The 21,423-nt window shown below is 68.4% G+C and carries 19 protein-coding genes; 11 read left to right on the top strand and 8 right to left on the bottom strand.

Translation table 11 applies throughout. The annotated features are described in order from the left end of the window. Positions 1-153 precede the first annotated feature (153 nt). Positions 154-1,146, top strand: a complete 993-nt coding sequence (locus tag QHF85_RS36645) for a hypothetical protein (RefSeq protein ID WP_281332055.1) — start codon at positions 154-156, stop codon at positions 1,144-1,146. 333 nt (positions 1,147-1,479) lie between these two features. On the opposite strand, the gene msrB is transcribed toward QHF85_RS36645, so the two are convergent. Continuing rightward, positions 1,480-1,872 (bottom strand): peptide-methionine (R)-S-oxide reductase MsrB, encoded by a 393-nt coding sequence (msrB, locus tag QHF85_RS36650; protein WP_281332056.1) that lies wholly within the window; start codon positions 1,870-1,872, stop codon positions 1,480-1,482. A 142-nt stretch (positions 1,873-2,014) separates the two neighbouring features. Between msrB and QHF85_RS36655 the strand changes: the two genes are divergently transcribed. Next, entirely contained in the window at positions 2,015-2,608 is a 594-nt protein-coding gene (locus QHF85_RS36655; protein WP_281332057.1) for a Uma2 family endonuclease, read from the top strand. A gap of 17 nt (positions 2,609-2,625) precedes the next feature. Here QHF85_RS36655 and QHF85_RS36660 read toward each other — a convergent pair whose 3' ends face one another. The 5 genes from QHF85_RS36660 to QHF85_RS36680 all read right to left on the bottom strand — a co-directional run bounded on the left by QHF85_RS36660 (position 2,626) and on the right by QHF85_RS36680 (position 7,385). Beyond that, a complete protein-coding gene (locus QHF85_RS36660) occupies positions 2,626-3,786 on the bottom strand; it encodes a homogentisate 1,2-dioxygenase (protein WP_281332058.1) in 1,161 nt (386 codons plus the stop codon). Next, positions 3,783-4,937 carry a VOC family protein gene (locus QHF85_RS36665; RefSeq protein WP_281332059.1) on the bottom strand — a complete coding sequence of 385 codons (1,155 nt, stop codon included), beginning with the start codon at positions 4,935-4,937 and terminating at the stop codon, positions 3,783-3,785. Before QHF85_RS36665 ends, QHF85_RS36660 begins: the two co-directional genes overlap by 4 nt. 16 nt (positions 4,938-4,953) lie before the next feature. After that, the gene (gene maiA / locus QHF85_RS36670; protein WP_281332060.1) at positions 4,954-5,604 is read right to left on the bottom strand and encodes a maleylacetoacetate isomerase; all 651 of its coding nucleotides are present in this window, start codon (positions 5,602-5,604) and stop codon (positions 4,954-4,956) included. Further along, positions 5,601-6,578: a fumarylacetoacetate hydrolase family protein gene (locus tag QHF85_RS36675; protein ID WP_281332061.1), complete on the bottom strand. Its 978-nt coding sequence runs from the start codon at positions 6,576-6,578 to the stop codon at positions 5,601-5,603. The genes maiA and QHF85_RS36675 overlap by 4 nt, the downstream gene beginning before the upstream one ends. A gap of 135 nt (positions 6,579-6,713) precedes the next feature. Beyond that, a complete protein-coding gene (locus tag QHF85_RS36680) occupies positions 6,714-7,385 on the bottom strand; it encodes a hypothetical protein (RefSeq protein ID WP_281332062.1) in 672 nt (223 codons plus the stop codon). Between the two features lie 227 nt (positions 7,386-7,612). Here QHF85_RS36680 and QHF85_RS36685 point away from each other — a divergent pair, with 227 nt between their 5' ends. Then, the gene (locus QHF85_RS36685; protein WP_281332063.1) at positions 7,613-8,098 is read left to right on the top strand and encodes a hypothetical protein; all 486 of its coding nucleotides are present in this window, start codon (positions 7,613-7,615) and stop codon (positions 8,096-8,098) included. A gap of 449 nt (positions 8,099-8,547) precedes the next feature. Here the strand turns inward: QHF85_RS36685 and QHF85_RS36690 are convergent, their stop codons facing one another. After that, the gene (locus QHF85_RS36690; protein ID WP_281332064.1) at positions 8,548-10,785 is read right to left on the bottom strand and encodes a DUF3160 domain-containing protein; all 2,238 of its coding nucleotides are present in this window, start codon (positions 10,783-10,785) and stop codon (positions 8,548-8,550) included. 519 nt (positions 10,786-11,304) lie between these two features. Between QHF85_RS36690 and QHF85_RS36695 the strand changes: the two genes are divergently transcribed. From QHF85_RS36695 to QHF85_RS36705, 3 genes are read left to right on the top strand one after another with little or no spacing between them, the layout of a single operon-like run. Beyond that, entirely contained in the window at positions 11,305-12,867 is a 1,563-nt protein-coding gene (locus QHF85_RS36695; protein WP_281332065.1) for an HNH endonuclease, read from the top strand. Between the two features lies 1 nt (position 12,868). Next, positions 12,869-13,384 carry an SMI1/KNR4 family protein gene (locus QHF85_RS36700; RefSeq protein ID WP_281332066.1) on the top strand — a complete coding sequence of 172 codons (516 nt, stop codon included), beginning with the start codon at positions 12,869-12,871 and terminating at the stop codon, positions 13,382-13,384. A 16-nt stretch (positions 13,385-13,400) separates the two neighbouring features. Next, positions 13,401-14,084, top strand: coding sequence for a hypothetical protein (locus tag QHF85_RS36705; RefSeq protein WP_281332067.1), 684 nt, complete (start codon positions 13,401-13,403; stop codon positions 14,082-14,084). 12 nt (positions 14,085-14,096) lie between these two features. Here QHF85_RS36705 and QHF85_RS36710 read toward each other — a convergent pair whose 3' ends face one another. Further along, entirely contained in the window at positions 14,097-15,431 is a 1,335-nt protein-coding gene (locus tag QHF85_RS36710) for a cytochrome P450 (RefSeq protein ID WP_281332068.1), read from the bottom strand. Positions 15,432-15,533: 102 nt separating this feature from the next. Here QHF85_RS36710 and QHF85_RS36715 point away from each other — a divergent pair, with 102 nt between their 5' ends. The 5 genes from QHF85_RS36715 to QHF85_RS36735 all read left to right on the top strand — a co-directional run bounded on the left by QHF85_RS36715 (position 15,534) and on the right by QHF85_RS36735 (position 21,420). After that, positions 15,534-16,547: an NADP-dependent oxidoreductase gene (locus QHF85_RS36715; RefSeq protein ID WP_281332069.1), complete on the top strand. Its 1,014-nt coding sequence runs from the start codon at positions 15,534-15,536 to the stop codon at positions 16,545-16,547. Between the two features lie 93 nt (positions 16,548-16,640). Continuing rightward, positions 16,641-17,954 (top strand): efflux RND transporter periplasmic adaptor subunit, encoded by a 1,314-nt coding sequence (locus QHF85_RS36720; protein WP_281332070.1) that lies wholly within the window; start codon positions 16,641-16,643, stop codon positions 17,952-17,954. Position 17,955: 1 nt separating this feature from the next. Continuing rightward, the gene (locus tag QHF85_RS36725) at positions 17,956-18,681 is read left to right on the top strand and encodes an ABC transporter ATP-binding protein (RefSeq protein ID WP_348652791.1); all 726 of its coding nucleotides are present in this window, start codon (positions 17,956-17,958) and stop codon (positions 18,679-18,681) included. Beyond that, complete coding sequence (locus QHF85_RS36730) at positions 18,681-19,886, top strand: ABC transporter permease (RefSeq protein ID WP_281332072.1); 1,206 nt, start codon at positions 18,681-18,683, stop codon at positions 19,884-19,886. The genes QHF85_RS36725 and QHF85_RS36730 overlap by 1 nt, the downstream gene beginning before the upstream one ends. Next, on the top strand, positions 19,879-21,420 hold the full coding sequence (locus QHF85_RS36735; protein WP_281332073.1) for a TolC family protein: 1,542 nt from the start codon (positions 19,879-19,881) through the stop codon (positions 21,418-21,420). The genes QHF85_RS36730 and QHF85_RS36735 overlap by 8 nt, the downstream gene beginning before the upstream one ends. Positions 21,421-21,423 lie beyond the last annotated feature (3 nt).

Here is a 21,423-nt window from a genome sequence, read left to right on the forward strand (position 1 = left end):
ATGTGCCGATGTTGGCACATGGTACGGCACAGAGGCACGAATGGGCGACTCTGTGGTAAGCTCGGTTTCGCCATGGCGCTCACGAGGCTCCGCATGCATCGCTTTCCTGGCCTCGCGCCAGGGACCGAGCTTCGCCTCGCCGGACCGCGAACCGTGCTTCGTGGACCTCGCAGCGCAGAGACGAGGGCGCTGCTCGGCGTCGCGGCGATGGCGGCAGCGTTCGATTTCACCGGCCTCGAAGGAGAGGCATTCGAGCTCGAGTACGACCTCACGCTCGGGCGCGCGGACATGCAGGTGCGGCTCGAGAACGCACCCGGCACGCTCGCCGGTTGGTGCTGCGAGGTGCAGGTCGGGCTGCGCACGGAGTCACTCGTGGTCCGGCTGAGCTTCCTCGCCGATCCGCGCGGCGCCCGCGCCTTCGGCGCCGAGGGCGTGTTTTACGCGACAACCAAGCCGCCTTTCTCGCCCTTCGAGGGCAGCTTCCTCGAGCCGCTCCTCCAAGCGCTCCGGGGGCGCGGCTCTCCCGCAGCGCAAGACAGGCGTGTCCTCGGCGCGATGCTGGCGATCCGCGAGCTCGCCTTTCTCAGCGGGAGCAACGGATGGCTCGACGAGGGGCTCGGCGCATTCGACGTCCTGACCGGCAGAGCGCCGTCGCCGCGCACAGGAGCCAGCCTGGACCCACCGCGCCTCATCCTCGAAAAACGCAGCGACGGCTCCCTCGGCGTGGCTCGTGCCCGCGGCCTGCGAATCACGAGCCACGTCGTGCTCGCGGCGCAATCGGACGATCCGACCGAGGGAGCCCATTTCGACGAAAAAGGATTGTGGCTCGACGGCGAAGCACCAGCCTTCCTGCGCAGGTTCGTCGCGCTCACCGGGTTCGACGCGGCGGCCATGCTGATCCGTCGCGATCCGACGAACGAGCTCGCATTCGGGCCACTCGCATTCCGGTTCCGGAGGGGCCGCGAGACCATGGGGCACGAGGCGCTCGGCTTCGGCGAGAAGCGGCTGCTCGCGATTCTGCATTACCTGGAGGTACCGCGGCTGCTCGTAATCGCGAACGACCTCGGCAGCGGGCTCACGCCCGCGTGGCGACGGGCCTGCGAGGAGGCGCTCGGGTCGCGCCGAGCGCTCCTCGGGGAGCCTTGAGGTCTCATCTCGAAGGCGTTTCGCTGGGGCTTTGCCCCAGGCCCCACCAGGAGCTGTCCGCTCCTGGACCTGGACCAGCGGCGCGCTGGACCGAAAGTCGATGAACTGCGCTCCGCGCAGTTCATCGAACGGGCCGAGTCAAGACCACGAGCGACCCTGCCAGCCAAGACGGCAGCGCTGCCGTTTCAACCGGCAACGCGGTCCCACCGGCCTGTGGAAGAACTGCGCATCGCGCAGTTCTTCCATCAAAGGTCCAGGGCTGGCCCTGGTCCGGGTCGAGGGGCGGATAGCCCCCGCGGGGTCCGGGGCAGCGCCCCGGCGCGACGGCTCCTTCTACCGCGCCTTGAAATCGAGCGACGCCGAGTTGATGCAATAGCGCATGCCCGTCGGTTGCGGGCCGTCTGGGAAGACGTGACCGAGGTGGGCGTCGCATTTGGCGCAGCGGACTTCGGTGCGGAACATGCCGTGGCTCGTGTCTTCGATCTCCTTGACGGTGTCCTTCGAGATGGGGGCCCAGTAGCTCGGCCATCCGCTGCCGGAGTCGTATTTCGTGGTGGAATCGAAGAGCGGCTCGCCGCAGCAGACGCAGGTGTAGCGCCCGTCGGCTTTGTGGTTCCAGAACTTGCCTGTGAAGGCCCGCTCGGTGCCGCCGCACCGGCTGACGCGGTATTGCTCGGGGGAGAGGCGCTCGCGGTAGGGATCCTCGCGCTCGGGTTGGCTCGACATGGAAGGTCCTCCGCGGCGCATCCTAGCGCGAGGCGTGCCGCGGTTCGAGCCCTGGCGCGCGAGCACGGCAGGGGCGGCGCTTGACGGGCCTCGGGGGAGGCGGTAGCGGCTAGGAGGGCCCTACCGATGGAGGAGCGACGCCGTGGCTGCCAAGATGCCCCTCGTGACCGAGGACGACTACATCGAGCTCGAGCGCAAGAGCCTGGACAAGCACGAGTTCTGCCGCGGCGTGATCACGGCGATGGCCGGCGCATCGGCGCGGCACAACGCGCTCTGTGCGAACATGATCATTTCGCTCGGCGTCGCCCTTCGTGGCGGTCCTTGCGCCGTCCTGACGAGTGATCAACGCGTCTACGTCGAGGCGACGGGGCTCTACACCTACCCCGACGTGGTCGTCGTCTGCGGCGCGCCGCAGTTTCACGCGAAGTACCGCGAGAACCTCCTGAACCCCCGGGTCATCGTGGAGGTCCTTTCGCCCACGACGGCGCGGCACGACCAGACCTCCAAGTTCTCCCATTATCGCATGATCCCGTCGCTCGACGAGTACGTCCTCGTGTACCAGGACGAACGGCGGATCGAGCATTACAGGAAGCTCCCCACGGGGCAATGGTTGCTCACCGAGGGCACAGGGGACGAGGGGAGCGTGGAGCTACCCGCGCTCGGCTGTACCCTCCGGCTTGCTGACGTGTACGCAGGTGTCGACAGGTTCGCCCCGGAGCCCGAGGCGGCGACGTAGAGCCGAACGAATCCGGCTCAGCCTTCGACGAAGCTGTCCTGATAACCCGGATCCTCGGCGCCGAGGGCGGCCTCGGTCGGAAGGAGGGGCTCGAACGTGTCGAGCATGACCGCGAGCTCGCTCGTCTCCTTCGTGCCGATGCTGGCCTCGTAGGAGCCCGGGTGCGGGCCGTGCGGGATGCCCGCGGGGTGGTGGGAGATGCTGCCCGGACCGACGCCGCGGCGGGACGTGAAGTTGCCGCGGCAATAGAAGATGAACTCGTCGCAGTCGTATGACGAATGCGGGTACGGGCAGGGGATCGCTTGCGGGTGGAAATCGACGACGCGCGGGACGAAGCTGCAGACGAGCGCGCCGCGCGCGGCGAACGTGCCGTGCCAGTCGGGCGGCAGGTGCACGAGGCCCGCGCGCGGCTGGAAGTTCAGGATCGGGAAGACGAACGGATAGACCGTGCCGTCCCAGCCGACGACGTCGAGCGGCGAATGCGCCATCGAGAAGCCGTGGAAGCCGCCGTCGCGCTTGACGATGAGCTTGCGGATCCCCTCGTCCATCGGCCCGACGAACGTGGGCTTCTTGAAGTCGCGGTGGCAGTACGGCGCGTCCATGCGGAGCTGCCCGACGTCGTTGCGCCACTGGCGAGGGAGGTGGATCCCGCCCATCGCCTCGAGGCAGAGCCACGATTGCAGGCCCGCGTCGGGGATGAAGCGATAGAACAGGCCCCGCGGCACGTAGATGTAATCGTCCTTCTCGTACCGCAGATCGCCGAGCATCGTGCGCAGCAGGCCGCTGCCCTCGAAGACGTAAAAGAGCTCGTCGGCGTCGGCGTTCGAGAAATAGACCGGATCGGGCGCGTCCGGGCGGGCGATGCCGAGGACGACATCGCCGTTGTAGAGCAGAGGGACGCGCCCGTCGATCTGCGGGCCGCTCGGGGTCGGGACCGAGGTCGAACGATAATGGCGCTTCGCCAGGGGGCGCTGCGGGGCCGGCGTGGGCAATGCGAACCCGTGCTCGGCGGGCGCGACGCGGTGCTCGTGCGGGCGCCGCTCGTGATACGCAATGGTGTAGGGCCCGTCGAACCCGCGACGCGTCAGGCACTCCTCCCAGCGGAGCGTGCCCTTCGCGTCGCGGAGCACCGTGTGGTGCTTCGGCGCGAGCTCCCCGAAGGCGAGGCGCTCGATCATGCGACCTTGCCTTCCGTCTTCTGCTGCCGCTCGATGCTCTCGAAGAGCGCGCGGAAGTTGCCGCCGCCGAAGCCCCGATCGCCCTTGCGCTGGATGATCTCGTAGAAGAACGGCCCGGCCTTCGGATCCGCGTGCGTCCCCGACGACTCCTTGAGGAAGATCTGGAGCAGGTATTTGCCCTCCGCCTCGCCGTCGACGAGGATCTCGAGGTCGCGCAGCACGTTCACGTCCTCCTCGATCTGCTGGACGCCGAGCGACTTCAGGCGCGCCGGCAGCGCGTCGTAATACGAGCCCGGCGTGGGCATGAACTCGATGCCGCGCTCGCGCATGTGCTTCACGCACGGCAGGATGTCCTTCACCGCGATCGCCGCGTGCTGCACGCCGTCGCCGCGGTGCTCCTCGTTGAAGATGTTGATCTGCGAGCTCTTGAAGTACGGCCGGTACGGCTCGTTGTTCGCGAACTTCACGCCCGAGCGCGGATCCCACATGACGGCCGAGCGCAGCCCGGAGCCGTGATCGCCGCCCTTCTTGACGTCCTCGGTGTGGAACTGGATCTCCCAGAACCGCTCGAAGCCGAGCACGTGCTCCATCCAGAGCAGCGCGGGCGCCATCGTCTGGAAGTTCGTCGTGATGTGATCGAAATGCGTGAAGCCGAGCGAGTTCTTGCCCCCGCGCGGGATGTCGTAATGCACCGCGCCCGGGAAGAGCTTGCGATAGTTCTTGCGCTCGACGAAGCGGAACGTCGTGTCGCCGAACGGCGACGTGATCGAGAACGAGGCGAACTCGCCGCCGTCCTCCTTCACGCGCGTGATCTCGTCGATCGGCGTGCCCCCGCGCCCGTCGAGCAGGCGGAACGCGCGCTCGATGTCCTCGACCTCGAAGATCAGCGTGCCGACGCCGTCCGGGTGCTTGCGGAGGTAACGCCACGCCCGCCCGCCCTCGCCGAGCGGCTGCGAGCACATGACGATGCAATCGCCGGCGCGGAAGACGACCGAGCGCTGCTTGGACGCCTCCTCGAGCTCGGGGCTCGAATGGGCGATCTCCTCGAAATCGAGCTTCTCCGTGTAGAACTTGCGGCTCCGCTCGAGGTCGCCGACGTAATAGTGAAGCGCCTCGATGCGCTTGATCCCGATGGATTCCACCTTCGACATGATTTCGATCACTCCTTCAACCCCCGACCACGGCATCAATCTGCTTGTCCGGATGAGCGGCCTGGAAGGCCGGTAGCGACGCGCATTGCTCCTCGATGCGCACGAGCAAGGGGAACGGGGCGAGGTCCACGCCGAAGCGTCGCGCCGCATAAAGTTGGGGCACGAGGCACGCGTCGGCCACCGTGGGCGCGTCGCCCACCGAGAATCGGCCGTGGACGGGCTCGGCGAGCGCCTGGAACGCGGCGAGGCCCTTCTCGATGAAGCGGCGCGCGAACGCCTGCTCGTCGCCGCCGAGCTCGCTCTTCACGAGCTTGAGCACCGAGAGGTTCTGGAACGGCTGGATGCCCGCGTTGATCGTCTCGGCGAGCTGCCGCGTCCGCGCGCGCAGGAACGAATCGGCCGGCAGGAGCCGCGGCTCCGGATATCGCTCCTCCAGCCATTCGATGATCGCGAGCGATTGCCCGAGCTCGTGGACCACGCCGGCTTCTTCGACGATGAGCGTGGGCACCTGAGCCATCGGGTTTTTCGCGCGATAATCGTCCTTGAACTGCTCGCCGCCGTCCTTGACGAGGTGGACGGGGACGTTCTCGAAGGGGATGCCCTTGAGGTGCAGCGCGATCCGCGCGCGATAGCTGCAGGAGCTGCGCCAGTATCCGTAAAGCTTCATGGGGAGACCACCTTCTGCTCGATGCGTCCGAAAATGTCGTGCCCGTCCTCCCCGCGCATCTCGATCGCGATGGTGTCGCCGGGCTTCATGAAGGGCGTCTTCGGCGCGCCCTCGTCGATGGTCTCGATCATGCGACGCTCGGCGAGGCAGCTCACGCCGCGCGCGCGGTCGACGTTGGAGACCGTGCCGCTGCCGAGGATCGTCCCGGCGCCGAACGCGCGGGTCTTCGCGATGTGCTCGACGAGTTCGAAGAACGAGAAGTGCATCTCCGGTCCCGCCTCGGGATCACCGATGAGCGCGCCGTTGTAGGTGGAGCAGAGCCGGAGGTGCACGCGTCCGTCGCGGAACGCGCCGCCGAGCTCGTCGGGCGTGACCGCGAAGGGCGAGAAGGCCGTGGCGGGCTTCGATTGAAAAAAGCCGAATCCCTTGGCGAGCTCGGCAGGGACGAGGTTTCGCAGGGTGATGTCGTTCGCGAGGCAAAGGAGGCGCACGTGCTTCTGCGCATCTTCCTTTTTGGTGCCGAGCGGGACGTCGCCGAGGACGACGCAGATCTCGGCCTCGAAATCGAGGCCCCAGCGCGCGTCGTGGAGGACGATGTCCTCGCGTGGGCCGAGGAGCACGGAGGATCCGCCCTGATAGACGAGCGGATCGGTGCGCAGCGTCTCGGGCGGCTCGGCGCCGCGGGCCTTGCGGACGAGGACGATGTGATTGATGTACGCCGAGCCGTCGACCCACTCGGAGGCGCGCGGCAGGGGCGGCGCGAGCTTCGTGGGATCGAGGGGCTCGCCGGCGATCTCGCCGCGCTCGAGGCGCGAGGCGAGGTCCCGCAGGCGCCCTTCGCTCTCGTCCCAGCGATCGAGCGCGGCCTGCATCGTGGGGATGTCGGCCGGCGCCGGGGTGAACCTTGCGCCGTCGCGCCGGACGACGATGAGCGTGCCGTCTCTTCCCGGTCCTCGTAGGCTCGCGAGCTTCATGCGTTCCGTTCTCTCCGCCGTGCTTGGCGAGGCGTCGGGTAGCACGAAGGGGGAGGGGGGTTCAACCCCGGAGGCAGGAACGAGGGCGGGGGCGGAGGCGGGAAGAGGGCGAGCGCTCGTGAACGAGATCGCGGTTCACGGACCTCTGGGGGGGCACGGGTCCCCCTCGCACCCGACGGAGGCGCCGAGCGCGAGGAGCGCGGCGTACTGTTCGAGGAGCTGGGTTTTGCAGGTCTGCGCCTGGGCCTGCGTGATCGTCAGGTCGCGGCTCTCGACGCTGCCCTCGGTGCCGTCGGTGGAGAAGTAGCTGCATACGGGGGCGGTCCATGCCGGGATCTCGACCAGCGCGATCTGAAAAGCGTCCACGGATACGCCCGTGCCGACCTCGTAGAGCGCGGTGAGCGACCAATCGACGGCGGTTTGCGAGATGAGCTCCGCCGTGCTCGGCGTCCACGTCGCGCCAATCGCGGCGATCTCCGCGGCGGACCAGCAAGGGCATACGTCGCTGTCGATGCAGGGCATCGCGGGGGCCGTCGTGCCCTCGCGCAGCTTCTCGTAGTCCGCGAGGATCTGGACCCCGGCCGTTTCGCACGAATCATGGGCCTCGGCTGGATGGTCGCAGTCGAGGGCCTCGCAGTAGGTCAAGCAGAGGCCGTGGAGCCCCGGCGTGACGCTCGGATCCTGGAGCGCGTCGCACACCCCGGCCTGCGTGCTCGCCGAATGCGATTCGCCCCGCGCAAGGCGCGGCGCCGCGCAAACCAGAAGGACGCCCAGCGAAAGCGCACGAAGAGTCTGCCGCGTCTGCATGGTTTTCTCCCTCGGTCCTCGCTGGCCATGATTGCAGAGAAACGAATCTCTGCAACGAGCTCGAACAATTTGAATTCGATGGATACGAGAATTCAGTCCGGGCGGGGCTGCGTCCCGATCGGAGTCGACCGAAGGATTTGCGTTTTTCGCCCACGTCGGGTAGGCGTCGCCCGCGCATGCCCCGGGGGGAGGTCCCCGAGGCGAGGCATCAGGAAAGACCTACGCACATGAAGAAGCTCGTTTTTGCATTCGCGGCGCTGGCGCTCTTTGGTTGTGGCAAGGAGGAGGCGGCCCCGAGCCCCGCCGGCGGTTCGTCCGCGAAGGCCGCCGCCGCCCCGGCTGGCTCCACCAAGCCCGCGACGGCCGAAGCCAAGCCGGAAGCGAAGCCCGAGGCCAAGGAGGAGGCCAAGCCCGCCGCGCAGAAGGGCCTGGCGTCGGGGGAGGTCATCATCGGTTACCTCCGCGATCCGAAGGACGAGGGGCAGTGTGCGGCCCTCGTGGCGCCCGAGGCCGAGAAGGCGAAGTTCGACGACGCCAAGATCGCCGATCTCGCAAAGACGCTGAAGCTCGACGTCGCCAAGTCCTGCCCGAGCGAGGGCGTCGTGGGCGTGTGCAACGCGATGGGGATGCTCGTGAATTACACCGGGCCGAAGTACACGAAGGAGTCGGCCCAGGCGGATTGCACGAAGGGCCGCGGCAAGTTCATCGAGTGATTCTCGACGCTCGGGGGCTACGCTCGGACGAGCCGAGCTACGCCCCCGAACCCCCTGTGCCGGCGTGTGCCGCCCGGGCCTCGATCCGGGCGGCCACGTCAGGGCAGGCGGGGTGGGTCTCTTCTTGGGGCCGCCGCGCCGGGGCGCTGCCCCGAACCCCGCGGGGGCTATCCGCCCCTCGACCCGGACCAGGGCCAGCCCTGGACCATTTAGGGAAGAACTGCGCGGAGCGCAGTTCTTCCCACAGGCCGGTGGGACCGCCCCGCCCGTTGAACCGTCAGCGCTGCCGTCTCGGCTGGCAGGATCGCTCGTGGTCTTGACCCCGGCTGTTCGATGAACTGCGCGGAGCGCAGTTCATCGACCCTCAGTCCAGCGCGGGCGCTGGTCCGGGTCCCGGGGCGGACAGCCCCGGGTGGGGCCTGGGGCAAAGCCCCAGCGAAGCGCCACGCTCAGCGCGAAACGAGATCCGTCATCCACGGCACGTCGGCGGGCGTCGCGGCCCCGAGGCCCTGCGCCCACTCCTCGTCGGTCATTCGCTCGAAGTTCGACGTGATCTGCTCGAAATAGGACGAGGCCAGGCCCACGAAGGCCCGCGGCGTGCCGCACGGGTCCGCCGTCACGACCATGAGGCGCGGCAGGCCCGTCCCCACGTGCAGGACGCGGCCCACGGGGGTGCCGAATTCGTCGGTCGGCTGCGTGTGCACGTCGGCGATCGTCGGATCCTGCTGGACGCTCTGGAAGTTGTCGAAGAACAGATTCGCGTACCAGCCCGTCGAGCCCTCCGGATCGCCGCAGCCCATCTGCACCTTCACGGCCTGGTTGATGAAATCGAGGTGCGCCTGCGTGAGCGGTACACCGTCGCGCTCGTTCTTCGCCATCTCGCCGAGCTTCTGCGCCACGTCGCGCAGGGTGGCGAAGTACTCCGGGAGCCGCTGCGCGAGGTAAGCGTTGTTCGATAGATCCAGGGTCCCGACCATTGCGGAGCCGTGCTCGGCGAGCTCGGCGATGCGGGCATAAAACGCCGGGTACGGGTCCACGAACGCGTCGGGGAACTGGCACGAGGCGCCGCCCGTGTACGATTGCTTCGCGTAGAGCAGCGTGTCGTGGCGGAGCTCGGCCCAGGACGCGAGCTGCGTGTTCATGAGCCTGCGTCCCCAGGCCTCGGTCTTCGCGACCCCGGGCAGGCCCGACGTGTCGCCGGCGAGCGTCTTGTTCGGCGAGAGCTCGCGCAGCGAGACGAGCCAGCGGTTGTAGAGGTTGTCGTTCCAGAACGACGCCGGGTGCGCGTCGACGAGGACGCGCATCATGTGCAGGTCCGGCGCGTAGTGGTACTGCTCGACCTCGGGCCCGAGGAGCTGCCCGGCCTGATCGTTGCCGAGCGCGGCGAAGCCGACGTCGAGCGGGTTCGGCATCATGCGGAACACATTGCCCTTCTGCACGCGGTCGTAGACCACGTTCGAGAAGACGTGCGAGTCGACCACGTAGCGCTGGCCGAAGAATGCGAAGCTCGACGAGAGCGGCAGCGTGCCCTGGCCGAGGCCGTTGATCATGATGTGGCTCGAGATCCGCTGCGTGCCGTAGCCCTTTTGCAGCACGACCTCCGCGATCTTCGTGTCCTCGATCCCCGCGAGCCCGGCGGCGTCGGCGACGCCGAGATCGGAGAGCAGGCCGTCGAGCTCGGGCAGGGTCATGTAATCGCTTTCGCCCACGAAGGAGCGGATCGCGTCGTCGATGCGGGTATACCGCTTCTGCTGCTCGCCCTGCGCGAGGGCGTGGAGGACGTAGGCGCCTTCGAGTTGCCTGCGCTGGAAGACCTGGGAGCCGTCGCTTTGCGTCTCGACAATGCGGAAATCGATGCGGCCGAGCCACATCATCGCGCGGAAGTAACGCTGGAGCTCGGGTGAATCCGTGTAGTGTCCGCGCGGCTCGAACTGCGAGAAATCCACGGTCCGATTGCTGCCGAAGAGGCGCGCCTCGCCCATTCCCTGGTGGGCGTTGGCGCCGTCGACGAGCTTGACGATGTCGGCCTCCTTGGCGCCCGCGACGGGCGAGACGGCCTGCTCGGTGAGCAGCGAGAGCGCGACGGCCGTGAAGAGATCCGCGTCCGCGCGCGCGTCGGCGCCGAGCGCGGAGCCGCCGCCGGCCGCGAGCTCGGCGCGCATCGATTCGAGCAGCGTTTTGAGCTCGGGCCCGAGCGATGCCATCTCCACGGCCTTCAGGATCGCGTCGTAGGAGCGGTGGACGGCGAAGAGGATCGAGTCCGCCGACACGTAGAGCGGCAGATCGAGCGCATAAATGCTCTCGTAGCCGTACACGAACGTGGGGAATCGTTTCTTCTCCGAGATGACGAAGCCATTCTTCTGGAGCTTCTGCATCTCGTCGGCGTCGAGGCCGAGCGAGGAGGCCTGGATCAGCGGGAGGCCGTCGGCCTGCGTGGGATCGTAGGAGAGGCCATTCGTGAAGGAGACCGCATACTGGCTCGCGAAGTCGGCGGCGGTCATGTTCGCCGATTTCTGCGCTTCGGCGAGGAGCGCATCGAGCTCGGCCTTCTGATCCGGCGCCATCGGCGTGGGCGGCAGAACCGTTCCTTGGGGCTTGTCGGGCTGCTCCTCGAACGTCGTGAAGCAGGCGGTTCCGAGGACCGCGAGGAGCGGGACGGAGCACAAGCGAAGCAGCGGCGTGCGCATGATGAATTCCCCTTCCGCGGCGGCTCGAATCGCCGCGCGCGCCGTGGGCCTAGCAAGGCGCGTGCCCCATGGGCTCGCTCGGGCAAGGGCGGGGGACGCTCGGCGAACCGATTCGAGGGCATGTCTCGACCGTCGGGGTGGGTCCTGGGGACCACGCCCCTCGCATCGCGCATGCTCGCCGGGCGGTCGGGGGAAGCGTCGACGGCGCACGCCGGAGCGCAGGCGAAGCGCTGGGGATGCGCTGGGTAGGCTCTGTCCGAGGCGTTCGAGCGGTCCCCGGAAGCGGACCGAGCGGTCGCCGGGAGGGATCCTTCGGGTCGCGGGAGCGTTCGGAGGGCTCCGTGGTGCGCGGGGAGCGGTCTCGCCGAGGTCAACCATGCGGCGAGGAGACGGGGAGAAGGTCGGCGGCGCAGGGTGGAGAGCCCTGCCTATCGCCGATGACCTCATGGACACAGCCGCCGCGCTCTGGTGCAATTCCGGCCAAACGCACGGGGGGCTCGTGCACGGAGGGGGCTCGTCATGCGCGGGGTCATGCAGATTGTCACCGGGGCCGCCCTGATGCTCGTGGGTGCTGCTCTGCGGTTCCTGCGGCTTGGGATGCCGCTGCTCTTCGTTTCTTGCGTCTCGGCATGGCTCTTCGGGTGCGGCGCGGCGCGCGTGCCTACGGAGGGGTGGGCGCAGGAGCTGCACGGCAAGAGCGTGTTTCGCGTCTGCCGGCGTCATCCCCGCGTCGGCCCGAATGCACGCTACTGGTACGAGCTCGGGGATGGAGTGCATCGACCGGCGTTCGAACCGCTCGATAAGCTCCTGGAAAACGCTTCGGTCAAGGGCGTCTTCGTCTATGACCCCCACGCGCCGCCCGAGAGCCGGAAGCTTTTGGGGCTCGCGTATCAGGATCTGCCCTGCGACGAACCGCCGCCGCCGCCACCACCACCACCGCCGCCGGAGAAGATTGCGGCGGAAGAGCCGGACGCCGCGCCGGCCAAGCGCACGACCGTCCAAATTGCGACGCGGACGTCTGCGATGAGGCCCTGCGACAGGCCGCGGAATAGGCCTCCGGATCAGCGTTTCCTCGGGCAAACGGCTCCGACGCCCGCTCCCGCGCCTGGGATGAGCGTGCCGTGTCCGCCGCCTCCTCCTGGGAAGACATTTGAGGAACAGAAAGTCAACCTGGCGCGGAGGGACGCCGAGGAGGAGGCGAGGCGCACGGGGGAGCGGATCGGGCGCGAGTGGGGGGCGACGCTCGGCGGGGCGGCGGAAGCAGCGAGCTCGCTCAACCGCAGTGTCGGCGGGGGGCGCCCCTTCGACGTAGCGCTTTGGAACAACCCCGCAGGCGCCGACAAGATGCGGGCCGATGTGGCCAGACAACTGAATGCAATCCCGGATCTGCCGACGTACGACGACGAGCAGCTCGCAAAGATCGCCTGGGAGGGCTTCCTCAAGGGGTATGGAAAAGGCTGGGCGGATGCCGAGGCCAAGTACGCCATCGTGAACGCCCTGGCGGATACCCTTTTGACGCTTGCCACGGCGGGAGCGGGGGCCCTGGAGACCGCAGGGACGAGGGCGCTGCGGGCGGCTCAGCAGAGGCTACGGAGCATGCCGGTGTTCCTGCCGGCCGGTGCGGGCGGACCGGGCGGGTTCTTGCGGCGGCCGAAGCTGCCGGGCCCGCCGGCCGCGACCCCGCCGAAGGCAGCGGCGCCGCCCAGCGGGACGACCGTCACGACGACGACGAAGCCCGTGTCAAGTCCGAACGGCGCGGCGGCGGGGCAGGCGAGGGCGGCAAGACCCCGGAACGCGCACCTCGCGGGCAAGAAGCATCCCGAGACCGGCGTGCCCTTCGACGCCGAGGGGTATCCGGATTTCAAGGCTGCTGGCGTCGTGAAAAAGGAGGTAAAGATCAACCAGACAGGGAACCGGCCTCGTGATTTCCAGCTCGCGAACGAGGCAGCGGGACTCGAAGCGACGCCGAAAGACCATACGTGGCACCATCATCAGGACGGGAAGACGATGCAGCTCGTGCCCAAAGACATTCACAAGGCTACGGGGCATACCGGGGGAGTCGCAAACCACGGGAGACCATGACATGCAAATCCACGACCGCGGAGAACCCCTGAGCGAGCAGTCCCTCCAAGAGCTGGAGGAGAAACTCGGCGTGCGCCTGCCCGAGCCTTATCGCCGGTTCCTGCAAGAGTACAACGGCGGCCGGCCGGAGCCGGACATCCTCGACATCGCCGGAGCCCCCTTCGTGGGCGCGGACGTCCACGAGCTCTTCAGCGTCGGAAGCGAGTGCAAATCCGGGGATCTACTGTGGAACAAGGAGATTTTTTCCGATCGCATCGCCGATCATCTGCTCCCAATTGGCGACGATTCGGGCGGAAGCCTCTACGGCATCGTCACCAAGGGGGAGGAGCGAGGCTACGTGTACTACTTCGACTACTATGCGAGCTGGGAACCCTACTTCGTCGCCAGCGACTTCGACTCGTTCCTCCAGCAACTGCGCTCATTTACGCCCAAAGAGCTCGCGGAGATCAAGGAACTCGCGGCGGCAAACGCGGCGGCGAACGCGGAGGTCATTGACCCCGACAAACCTGTCGAGTAGGGTGCGCGGCAGAGACATGGTCGACAAACTCGACATCGGCCGGACGTACGCGCCGCCCGCCGCGTCGCCGCCCGCCGCGCCCGTCCCCGACGTGATCTCGCCCTACGACAGGATCGTGAGGTTGTCTTTTCCGGTCGGCGCCGGGATCGGGCTGGTTCTCGGCAGTGTGGTGTATCTCCGGTCCGCCTACGCGCTGGGCTTCTTCAATGCGCAGAAGAACACCCCGTGGATCACATGCGTCATCGTGCTCCGCGAGATGGGCCCCGCCTGCGCCATGCTCGCCGCATCCCTCACGGCGGTCCTCGTCCTCCATCGGGCAGGGCGCAGGGCGAGCGGACCCATCAAGATCGATCACGCGCGCGTGTACCTCGTCCTGGGGACGCTCCCACCCCTCACGGTCGTCACGGCTCCGTTCTGCATCCTTGGCGCCCTGCTGGTGTGGCTGGCACAATCGTCGGGGACGACGAGCGAATTTTTTACATCCATTCCTGAATCGGGGGTGAGATGGATGGATCCCGTTTACGGCCTGGCCCAGGCCGCAGGCTGCGGGGTTTTTCTCACGTGCCTGCTCCGCATCGGGGCAAACTGGCTCACGACGAAGAAGCACGGCCTCGCCCTGAAGCTCTTTGTCGCGTACGCCTCGCTCGCCGTCCCCAATGCTGTGCTACGAGCTATCTTCGCGATCGTGGATCCGGTCTGAGTCGCTCCCACTTCATGACGCCCGGCGCTCCATGACGAGCGGCATCCCGCGGGAAGGCGCAATCGTCACCCCGCGACGCACCTCGCGCACCTTGCCGAACAGCGGCAGCCGCAGCTCCGCGCGCGCGAGGATCGTAGCGAGGATCATCTTCATTTCATAGAGCGCGAAGGCCATGCCGATGCAGCGGCGGATGCCGCCGCCGAACGGGAGCCACTCGTGCGGCGCGAATCGCTGGCGCAGGAAACGATCCGGATCGAAGCGCGTGGGATCCGGGTAGAGATCGGGCCTGCGGTGAATGAGGTAAATCGAGACGAGGACGGGCGTGCCGCGGTCGAGGTCATAACCGCCGATGCGCGCGGGCCGCTGGAGGACGCGGCCGACCATCGGGACCACGGGTTGCAGCCGCAAGGCCTCCCGCACCGTCGCGTCGAGCAGCGCGCAGCGGGCAATACGCTCGGGCGCGAGGCCCGGCAGCGCGCCCTCCGTTTCGAGCTCGCGGACGAGGCGCGCGCCGAGGCTCTTCGAGGCGAGGATCCACCGAAGCCCCCAGGAGAGCGCGGTCGCCGTGGTCTCGTGGCCCGCCGCGAGCAGGGTCATGAGCTCGTCGCGCAGCTCGCTGTCGGTCATGGGCTCGCCTTGCTCGTCGCGTGCGTCGAGCAGGAGCGAGAGAATGTCGTCCCCCCGCTCGCCCGAGGCCCGGCGGCGCCGGATTTCCCCATAAAGCATTTCGTCGGCCTCGCGGAGGGCCCGCGCCAGGGTGTTCCAGCGCGTGAGCGGGCCGAGGTCTCTCTGGAACCACGGCAAAAGGAACATCGGGTTCGTCGCGAGCTCGAGGATCCCCACGAGGCGCTCACGCAATCGGTGGAAGAGCTCGCCCTCGTCGATGCCGAAGACGACCCGCAAGATGACGTCGAGCGTGATCGCCTGGAGGCGGTCGTGCACCGGGAAACGCTCGCGCTCGGGCCAGGTGGCGATCGAGGCCTCGGTGAGGGCGATCATGCGCGCGCCGTAGGACGACATGCGCTCGCCGTGCAGGGGAGGCATGAGCAGCTTTCGCTGGCGCAGGTGCTCTTTGCCGTCGAGCAGGAGGAGCGAGGTTTTCCCGAGGATCGGGCCGAGCACCGCGTTGATCTGCCCCGCATGCGCGTCGTCCGCGCCAAGCGCAAAGATTTCCTTCGCGGCGTCGGGGTGGTGAAAGACCACCGCGGGCGTCGGCATGGCCGGAAACCGGAGGGTGAAGCCCTCCGGATACCGCTTGCCCATGGCGTCGAGGAAGGGGAACGGGCGGTAGAGGTAAGGCAGGAGGGTGAGGGCCGGGGGCAGGGGGAGTCCGGGTAAGCGGCGCATGAGGCGCAGCATAGGGGGGATCGCGGCGGAGGGAAGGGGGGCGCGTGGGCCGTTGCTCGAGGCCCGCCGGCCGGATAGGGTGCGCCGCGAGAGGAGCAGACGATGACCGAAGTGAACCGTTCCTGGCGGCTCGCCGCGCGGCCCGCGGGGATGATCAAGGATAGCGATTTCACCTGGCACGAGGAGGCGTTGCCCGCGGAGCTCGGGCCGGGGCAGATCCTCGTCGAGACGCTTTATCTTTCGGTGGATCCGACGCAGCGGATCTGGATCGAGCGCGACTCGTACCTGCCGGCCGTGGCGATCGGCGAGGTCGTGCGCGCGGGCGGCGTCGCGCGCGTGCTTCGATCGAGCCTGGCCGGGTTTTCGCCGGGGGATCTCGTGTACGGGATGACGGGGTGGCAAACACACGCCGTGATCGAGCCGTCGATCCGCGGGCCGCGGAAGCTGCCGGACGGCGTGGCGCCGACGATGGCGGTTTCGCTCCTCGGGCTCACGGGGCTCACCGCGTATTTCGGGCTGCTCGACGTGGGGCAGGCGAAGGAAGGGGAGACGGTCGTCGTCTCGGGCGCCGCAGGCGCGACGGGCAATGCGGCGGGGCAGATCGCCAAGGTGAAGGGTTGTCGGGTCGTTGGGATCGCGGGCGGCGCGCAGAAGTGCGCGTGGATCAAGGACGAGCTCGGGTTCGACGCGGCGATCGATTACAAATCCGAGGACGTCTCCAAGCGGCTGGGCGAGCTCTGCCCGAACGGCATCGACGTCTATTTCGACAACGTCGGCGGCTCCATCCTGGAGGCCGCGCTCTCGCACCTCGCCATGCGCGGTCGGGTCGTGCTCTGCGGCTCGATCGGCGATTACAACAACGCCGCGGGCTCGGCCGGGCCGCGCAACTTGATGAACCTCATCATGAAGCGCGGCCGTCTGGAGGGCTTCCTCGTGACCGACTACGCGGCCCGGTTCGGCGAGGCCATCGGCGATCTCGCGCGGTGGGCGGCCGAGGGCCGCATCAAGGATCGCGTCGACGTCGTGGAGGGCCTCGAGAACGCGCCCGGCGCGCTCCGGCGCCTCTTCACCGGGGCGAACACGGGCAAACAGCTCGTCAAGGTGGCGGCCGGCTGAGCCCATCCGCGGGGACGCGCGCCCTGCCTCGCAGGGTTTCGGCGCGTCCCCGCGTAGGGAGCCCGGCTCGGGCTCCGTCCAAGGGGAACGATCATGACATCTCCTCGAACCAACGAGCCGGCCGGCGGGGATCCCGAGGTCCTCCGGGTCGTCGCGCGGGGCAAACGGCGAACGCTCCCGTGGGTGCTGCTCGCCGCCGTCCTCGTCGCCGGCGGCGGTGGCGGTTTTTACGCCTGGAAGAAGAAGACCACCGCCGCCGCGGAGGGCACGAAGTACCAGTCGCAGAAGGTCGAGCGCGGCGACCTCCGGGTGACCGTCACGGCCACCGGCACGCTGAAGGCGCGGAACACCGTCGAGGTCGGCGCGGAGATCACGGGCCGCGTCCTCGAGGTCCACGTCAATTTCAACGACAAGGTGACGAAGGGCCAGATCCTCGCCGAGATCGACACCGAGCAATACACGGCGCGTGTCGAGGAGGTGTCGGCGCAGGTCAACTCGGCGAGCGCCTCGCTCGTCAACGCGCGCGCCACGGCCAACGAGGCCAAGCAGAAACTCACGCGGGCCGAGGCGATGCTGGCCCAGGGGCTCGCGCCGGCGCAGGACGTGGAGACGGCGCAAGCGAACTACAAGCGCGCCGAGGCGCAGGTGGCGTCGGCGTCCTCGCAGGTGACGCTCGCCCAGGCGTCGATGAAGGTGGCCAAGACGAACCTTTCGAAGGCGGTCATTCGCTCGCCGATCGACGGGATCGTGCTGAACCGCGCGGTCGAGCCGGGCCAGACCGTGACGTCGGGCCTGCAGACGCCGGTGCTCTTCGTGCTCGCGGCGGACCTCGGTCAGCTCCAGCTCAACGTGCAGGTCGACGAGGCCGACGTGGGCGCGGTGAAGGAAGGGCAGGAGGCGAGCTTCACGGTCGACGCGTACGCGCAGCAGTCGTTCGCGTCGAAGGTGCTCGCCGTGAAGAACATGCCGACGACGGGGACGACGGTCGTCACGTACGAGGCGTGGCTCTCGGTCGACAATGCAAAGGGATTGCTCCGGCCCGGCATGACGGCGACGGCGACGGTCGTGGTCGACGAGCGCAAGAGCGTGCTGCTCGTCTCGAATGCGGCCTTGCGGTTCAATCCGAACCGGAAGTCGAGCTCGCAGCAGCAGCAGGGCATCTCGGTCAATCAATTCCTTCCCATGGGCGGCCGGCCGGGCGGGATGGGGGGGCAGCAGCAAAAGCGTCCGGGCGGCACGGGCGCGCCGGCGCGTGAGCCTGCGCTCTGGCTGCCGACGGGCGGCGAGCCCCGCCGCGTGAAGGTGGAGGTCGGCGCGACGGACGGCATTCGCACGGAGGTTCGCTCGGACGAGATCAACGAGGGGACCGACATCGTGGTGAGCATGACCGAGGCGCCGCGTGGCTGAGCTGCCCCGCGCGGACGGCGGCGCCGGCGATGGCCCCGATCATCGCACCCCCATCGTCGAGTTCCGGCGCGTCGAGAAGATCTATGGCGAGGGCGAGTCCGAGGTGCGCGCGCTCGACGGCGTCGACATGCGCATCGAGCGCGGGGAGTTCGTCAGCATCATGGGGTCGTCCGGCTCGGGCAAATCGACCGCCATGAACATGATTGGTTGTCTCGACGTACCGACGTCCGGCGCGTACCTCTTTCGCGGCGTCAACGTCTGCGACCTCGACCAGGACCAGCGCGCGCTCTTGCGGCGCCATTTCATCGGGTTCGTCTTCCAGGGGTTCAACCTGCTCGCGCGGACGACGGCGCTCGAGAACGTCGAATTGCCGCTCATCTACCGGCGCGTGCCGGCCGAGGAGCGGAAGAGGCGGGCGCTCAAGGCGCTCGATCTCGTGGGGCTCTCGTCGCGCGCGGGGCATACGAGCGCCAAGCTCTCGGGTGGCCAGCAGCAGCGCGTCGCCATTGCGCGCGCGCTCGTGACGGAGCCGTCCTTGCTCCTCGCCGACGAGCCGACCGGCAACCTCGATTCCGCGCGGAAGGTCGAGATCATGGAGCTCATGGTGCAGCTGAACCGCGAGCACGGCATCACCGTGGTGATGGTGACGCACGAGCCGGACATGGCCGAGTACGGGACGCGGACCATCGTGTTTCGTGACGGCAAGATCATCTCGGGGAATCGCTGATGCTGTGGGCCACCTTGATCATGTCCCTGCGCGAGGTGCGGAAAAACGCGCTTCGTTCGTTCTTGACGATGCTCGGCATCATGATCGGTGTCGGCGCGGTCATCGCGATGGTGACGATCGGCGAGGGCGCGACGCAGAAGGTACGCAGCGACGTTGGCGCGCTCGGCGAGAACATGCTCGTCGTCTCGCCCGGCGCGGCGCGGCGCGGGCCGGAGCGCACGGCGGGCAATCCCTTCCAGAAGGACGACGTCGAGGCGATCGAGCGCGAGGTGACCGGGATCAAGGCCCTGTCGCCGACGGCGCAATCGAACACCACGGTCGTGGTCGGCAACCAGAACTGGCCGACGAGCGTGATCGGCGTCGACGAGGGGTATTTCGAGGTCCGCGGCTACAAGATCGAAATGGGGCGGAGTTTTTCCGAGGTCGAGGCCGCCTCGGGCACCCCGGTGTGCATCATCGGAAAGACGGTCCGGGACAACCTGTTTCCCGGGGCGATGCCGATGGGCCAGCGCATCCGCGTGAAGCAGGTCTCCTGCCTCGTCGTCGGCTTGCTCGCGTCGAAGGGGCAGGCGGCGATGGGCGGCGATCAGGACGACGTGGTCTTGATGCCGCTCCGCGCGTTCCAGCGGCGCATCGCGGGCAACAACAACATCAGCTCGGTGTATCTGCAGGTGGAGGACGCGCAGGCGACGTCCTCGGTGCAGGCGCAGGTGGAGGACCTTCTGCGCGAGCGGCGGCGCATCCAGCCCGGCGCCGTCGACGATTTCAACGTGCGCAACATGCAGGAGATCGCCGATACGATGAGCAGCGTCACGGCGTCGATGACGGGCCTGCTCGGCGGCATCGCGGCCGTGAGCCTGCTCGTCGGCGGCATCGGCATCATGAACATCATGCTCGTGAGCGTCACCGAGCGGACGCGCGAGGTCGGGACGCGGCTCGCGATCGGGGCGCTCGCGAGCGAGGTGCTCTTGCAGTTCCTCGTGGAGGCGGTGGTGCTCGCGCTCCTCGGCGGGATCCTCGGGATCCTCTTCGGGCTCTCGCTCTCGTATGCGGCGACGCAGAGTTTGTCGCTCCCGTTCGTCATCTCGCCGGGCACGGTGGCCGGGGCCTTCGCGTTCTCCGCGGCCGTCGGCGTCATCTTCGGGTATCTGCCGGCGCGCAAGGCGGCGCGCCTCAACCCCATCGAGGCATTGCGTCATGAATAGAACGTCGAAATGGTGCGTCGCCGCGTGCTCGTTCGCGCTCGCCTTCTCCGCCGTGGACGCGTCCGCCCAGCAAACACAGGCGAACGCGACGAGCCGTCCGGGCTCGCCCATCATCCACGAGATCAGGGAGAACGACGTGGTCACGCTCGTGCTCCGGTACAACCCCGACGTCGCGTCGGCGATCCTCTCGGAGAAGCAGGCGGCGGCCCTGGTGCGGGCGCAGGAGGTGCGGTATCCGTTCGTGCTCTCGGCGAACGGGGGATACACGCACAGCGCGTCGCCCGCGCTCGGGCGTGATGGTCAGGTCGCGGTCGGCGAGCGTGACGTCTTCTCGCTGAACGCGGCGCTGCGGAAGGACTTCGCGACCGGCACGGTGGTGTCGCTCTCGGTCCAGAGCAGCCGGAGCTCGACGTCGAACCCCGTCGGTGAGCTCGTCACGGCGGGCGCGGCGGGCGTCGGGTATTCCATGTCGACGCGGCTCTCGCTCACGCAGCCCATTCTCCGCGGCGCCGGGACGCGGATCGGCGAGGCTGGGCTGCGGGCCGCGGAGCTCGATCGGACCGCGGCGCAACAGGGGCGCGAGCGCGTGGCGAGCGAGGTCGTGCGCGACGCGCTCACGTCGTACTGGGAGCTCTGGTATGCGTCGCGCGCGCTCACCATCGAGCTCGCCGCGCGGGACCTCGCGAAGGCCGAGCGCGACGCGGCCGATCAGCGGCGCGAGAAAGGCGCGCTTTCGGCCGTCGACGTCCTCTCGTACGACACGCGCGTCGCGACGCTCGGCGAGTCGGTCACGTCGGCGGAGCTCACCGAGTATCAGCGCGGGCTCGAGCTCTCCCAGCTGCTCGCCAACATCGATCCGAACGTGCGCCTGCGCGCGGCCGGCAGCCCCGAGGATCCGCCGGTGCCGACCGTCGCGGAGGTCGAGAAGGCGCTCGGCGCGATGTCGCCGGAGCTCAAGGAGCTCGAGGCGCGCGTCGCCTCGGCCGAGTCGCGCGCGCAGGTGGCGGGCGACGCGTATCGACCGCGGTTCGACGTCGAGGGATACGTGGAGCTGCGTGGCCTCGGCAATGGCAGCATCGCCCCGGCGTTCGCGCAGATCGGGACGTTCGGCGCCGTCGGCGGGTATGTGGGGTTCCTGTTCGAGACGCCGCTCACGACCGCGCGGGAATCGGCGGAGGTCGAGAATGCGCGCATCAACGCGCAGATGTCGAAGAACCAGCTCGAATCCGCGCGCACCCGGGTCCGCATCGTCGCGATTCGACTCGTCGCGCAGCTCGAAGCCGCGGAGGCCCGGCGCGCGGCGGCGGCGCAGACGGTGGTCATCGCCGAGAAGCAGCTCGAAGCCGAGCGCGCGCGCTTCGCGCTCGGCGCGTCCACGCCGCTCCAGGTGCAGCAAGCCGAGGACACGGTGCGCACCTCGCGCTTGCGCGTCGCGCGCGCGACGGTGGATCGGGTCGAGGCCGCGCTCCAGCTCGATCATGCGATCGGCCGCATCGCGGCGCGGGTCGGCGGCGGAACCACGCCGGAGAAGTGAACG

It is taken from the genome of Polyangium sp. 6x1 (genome assembly GCF_029946515.1).
Classification (GTDB): domain Bacteria; phylum Myxococcota_A; class Polyangia; order Polyangiales; family Polyangiaceae; genus Polyangium.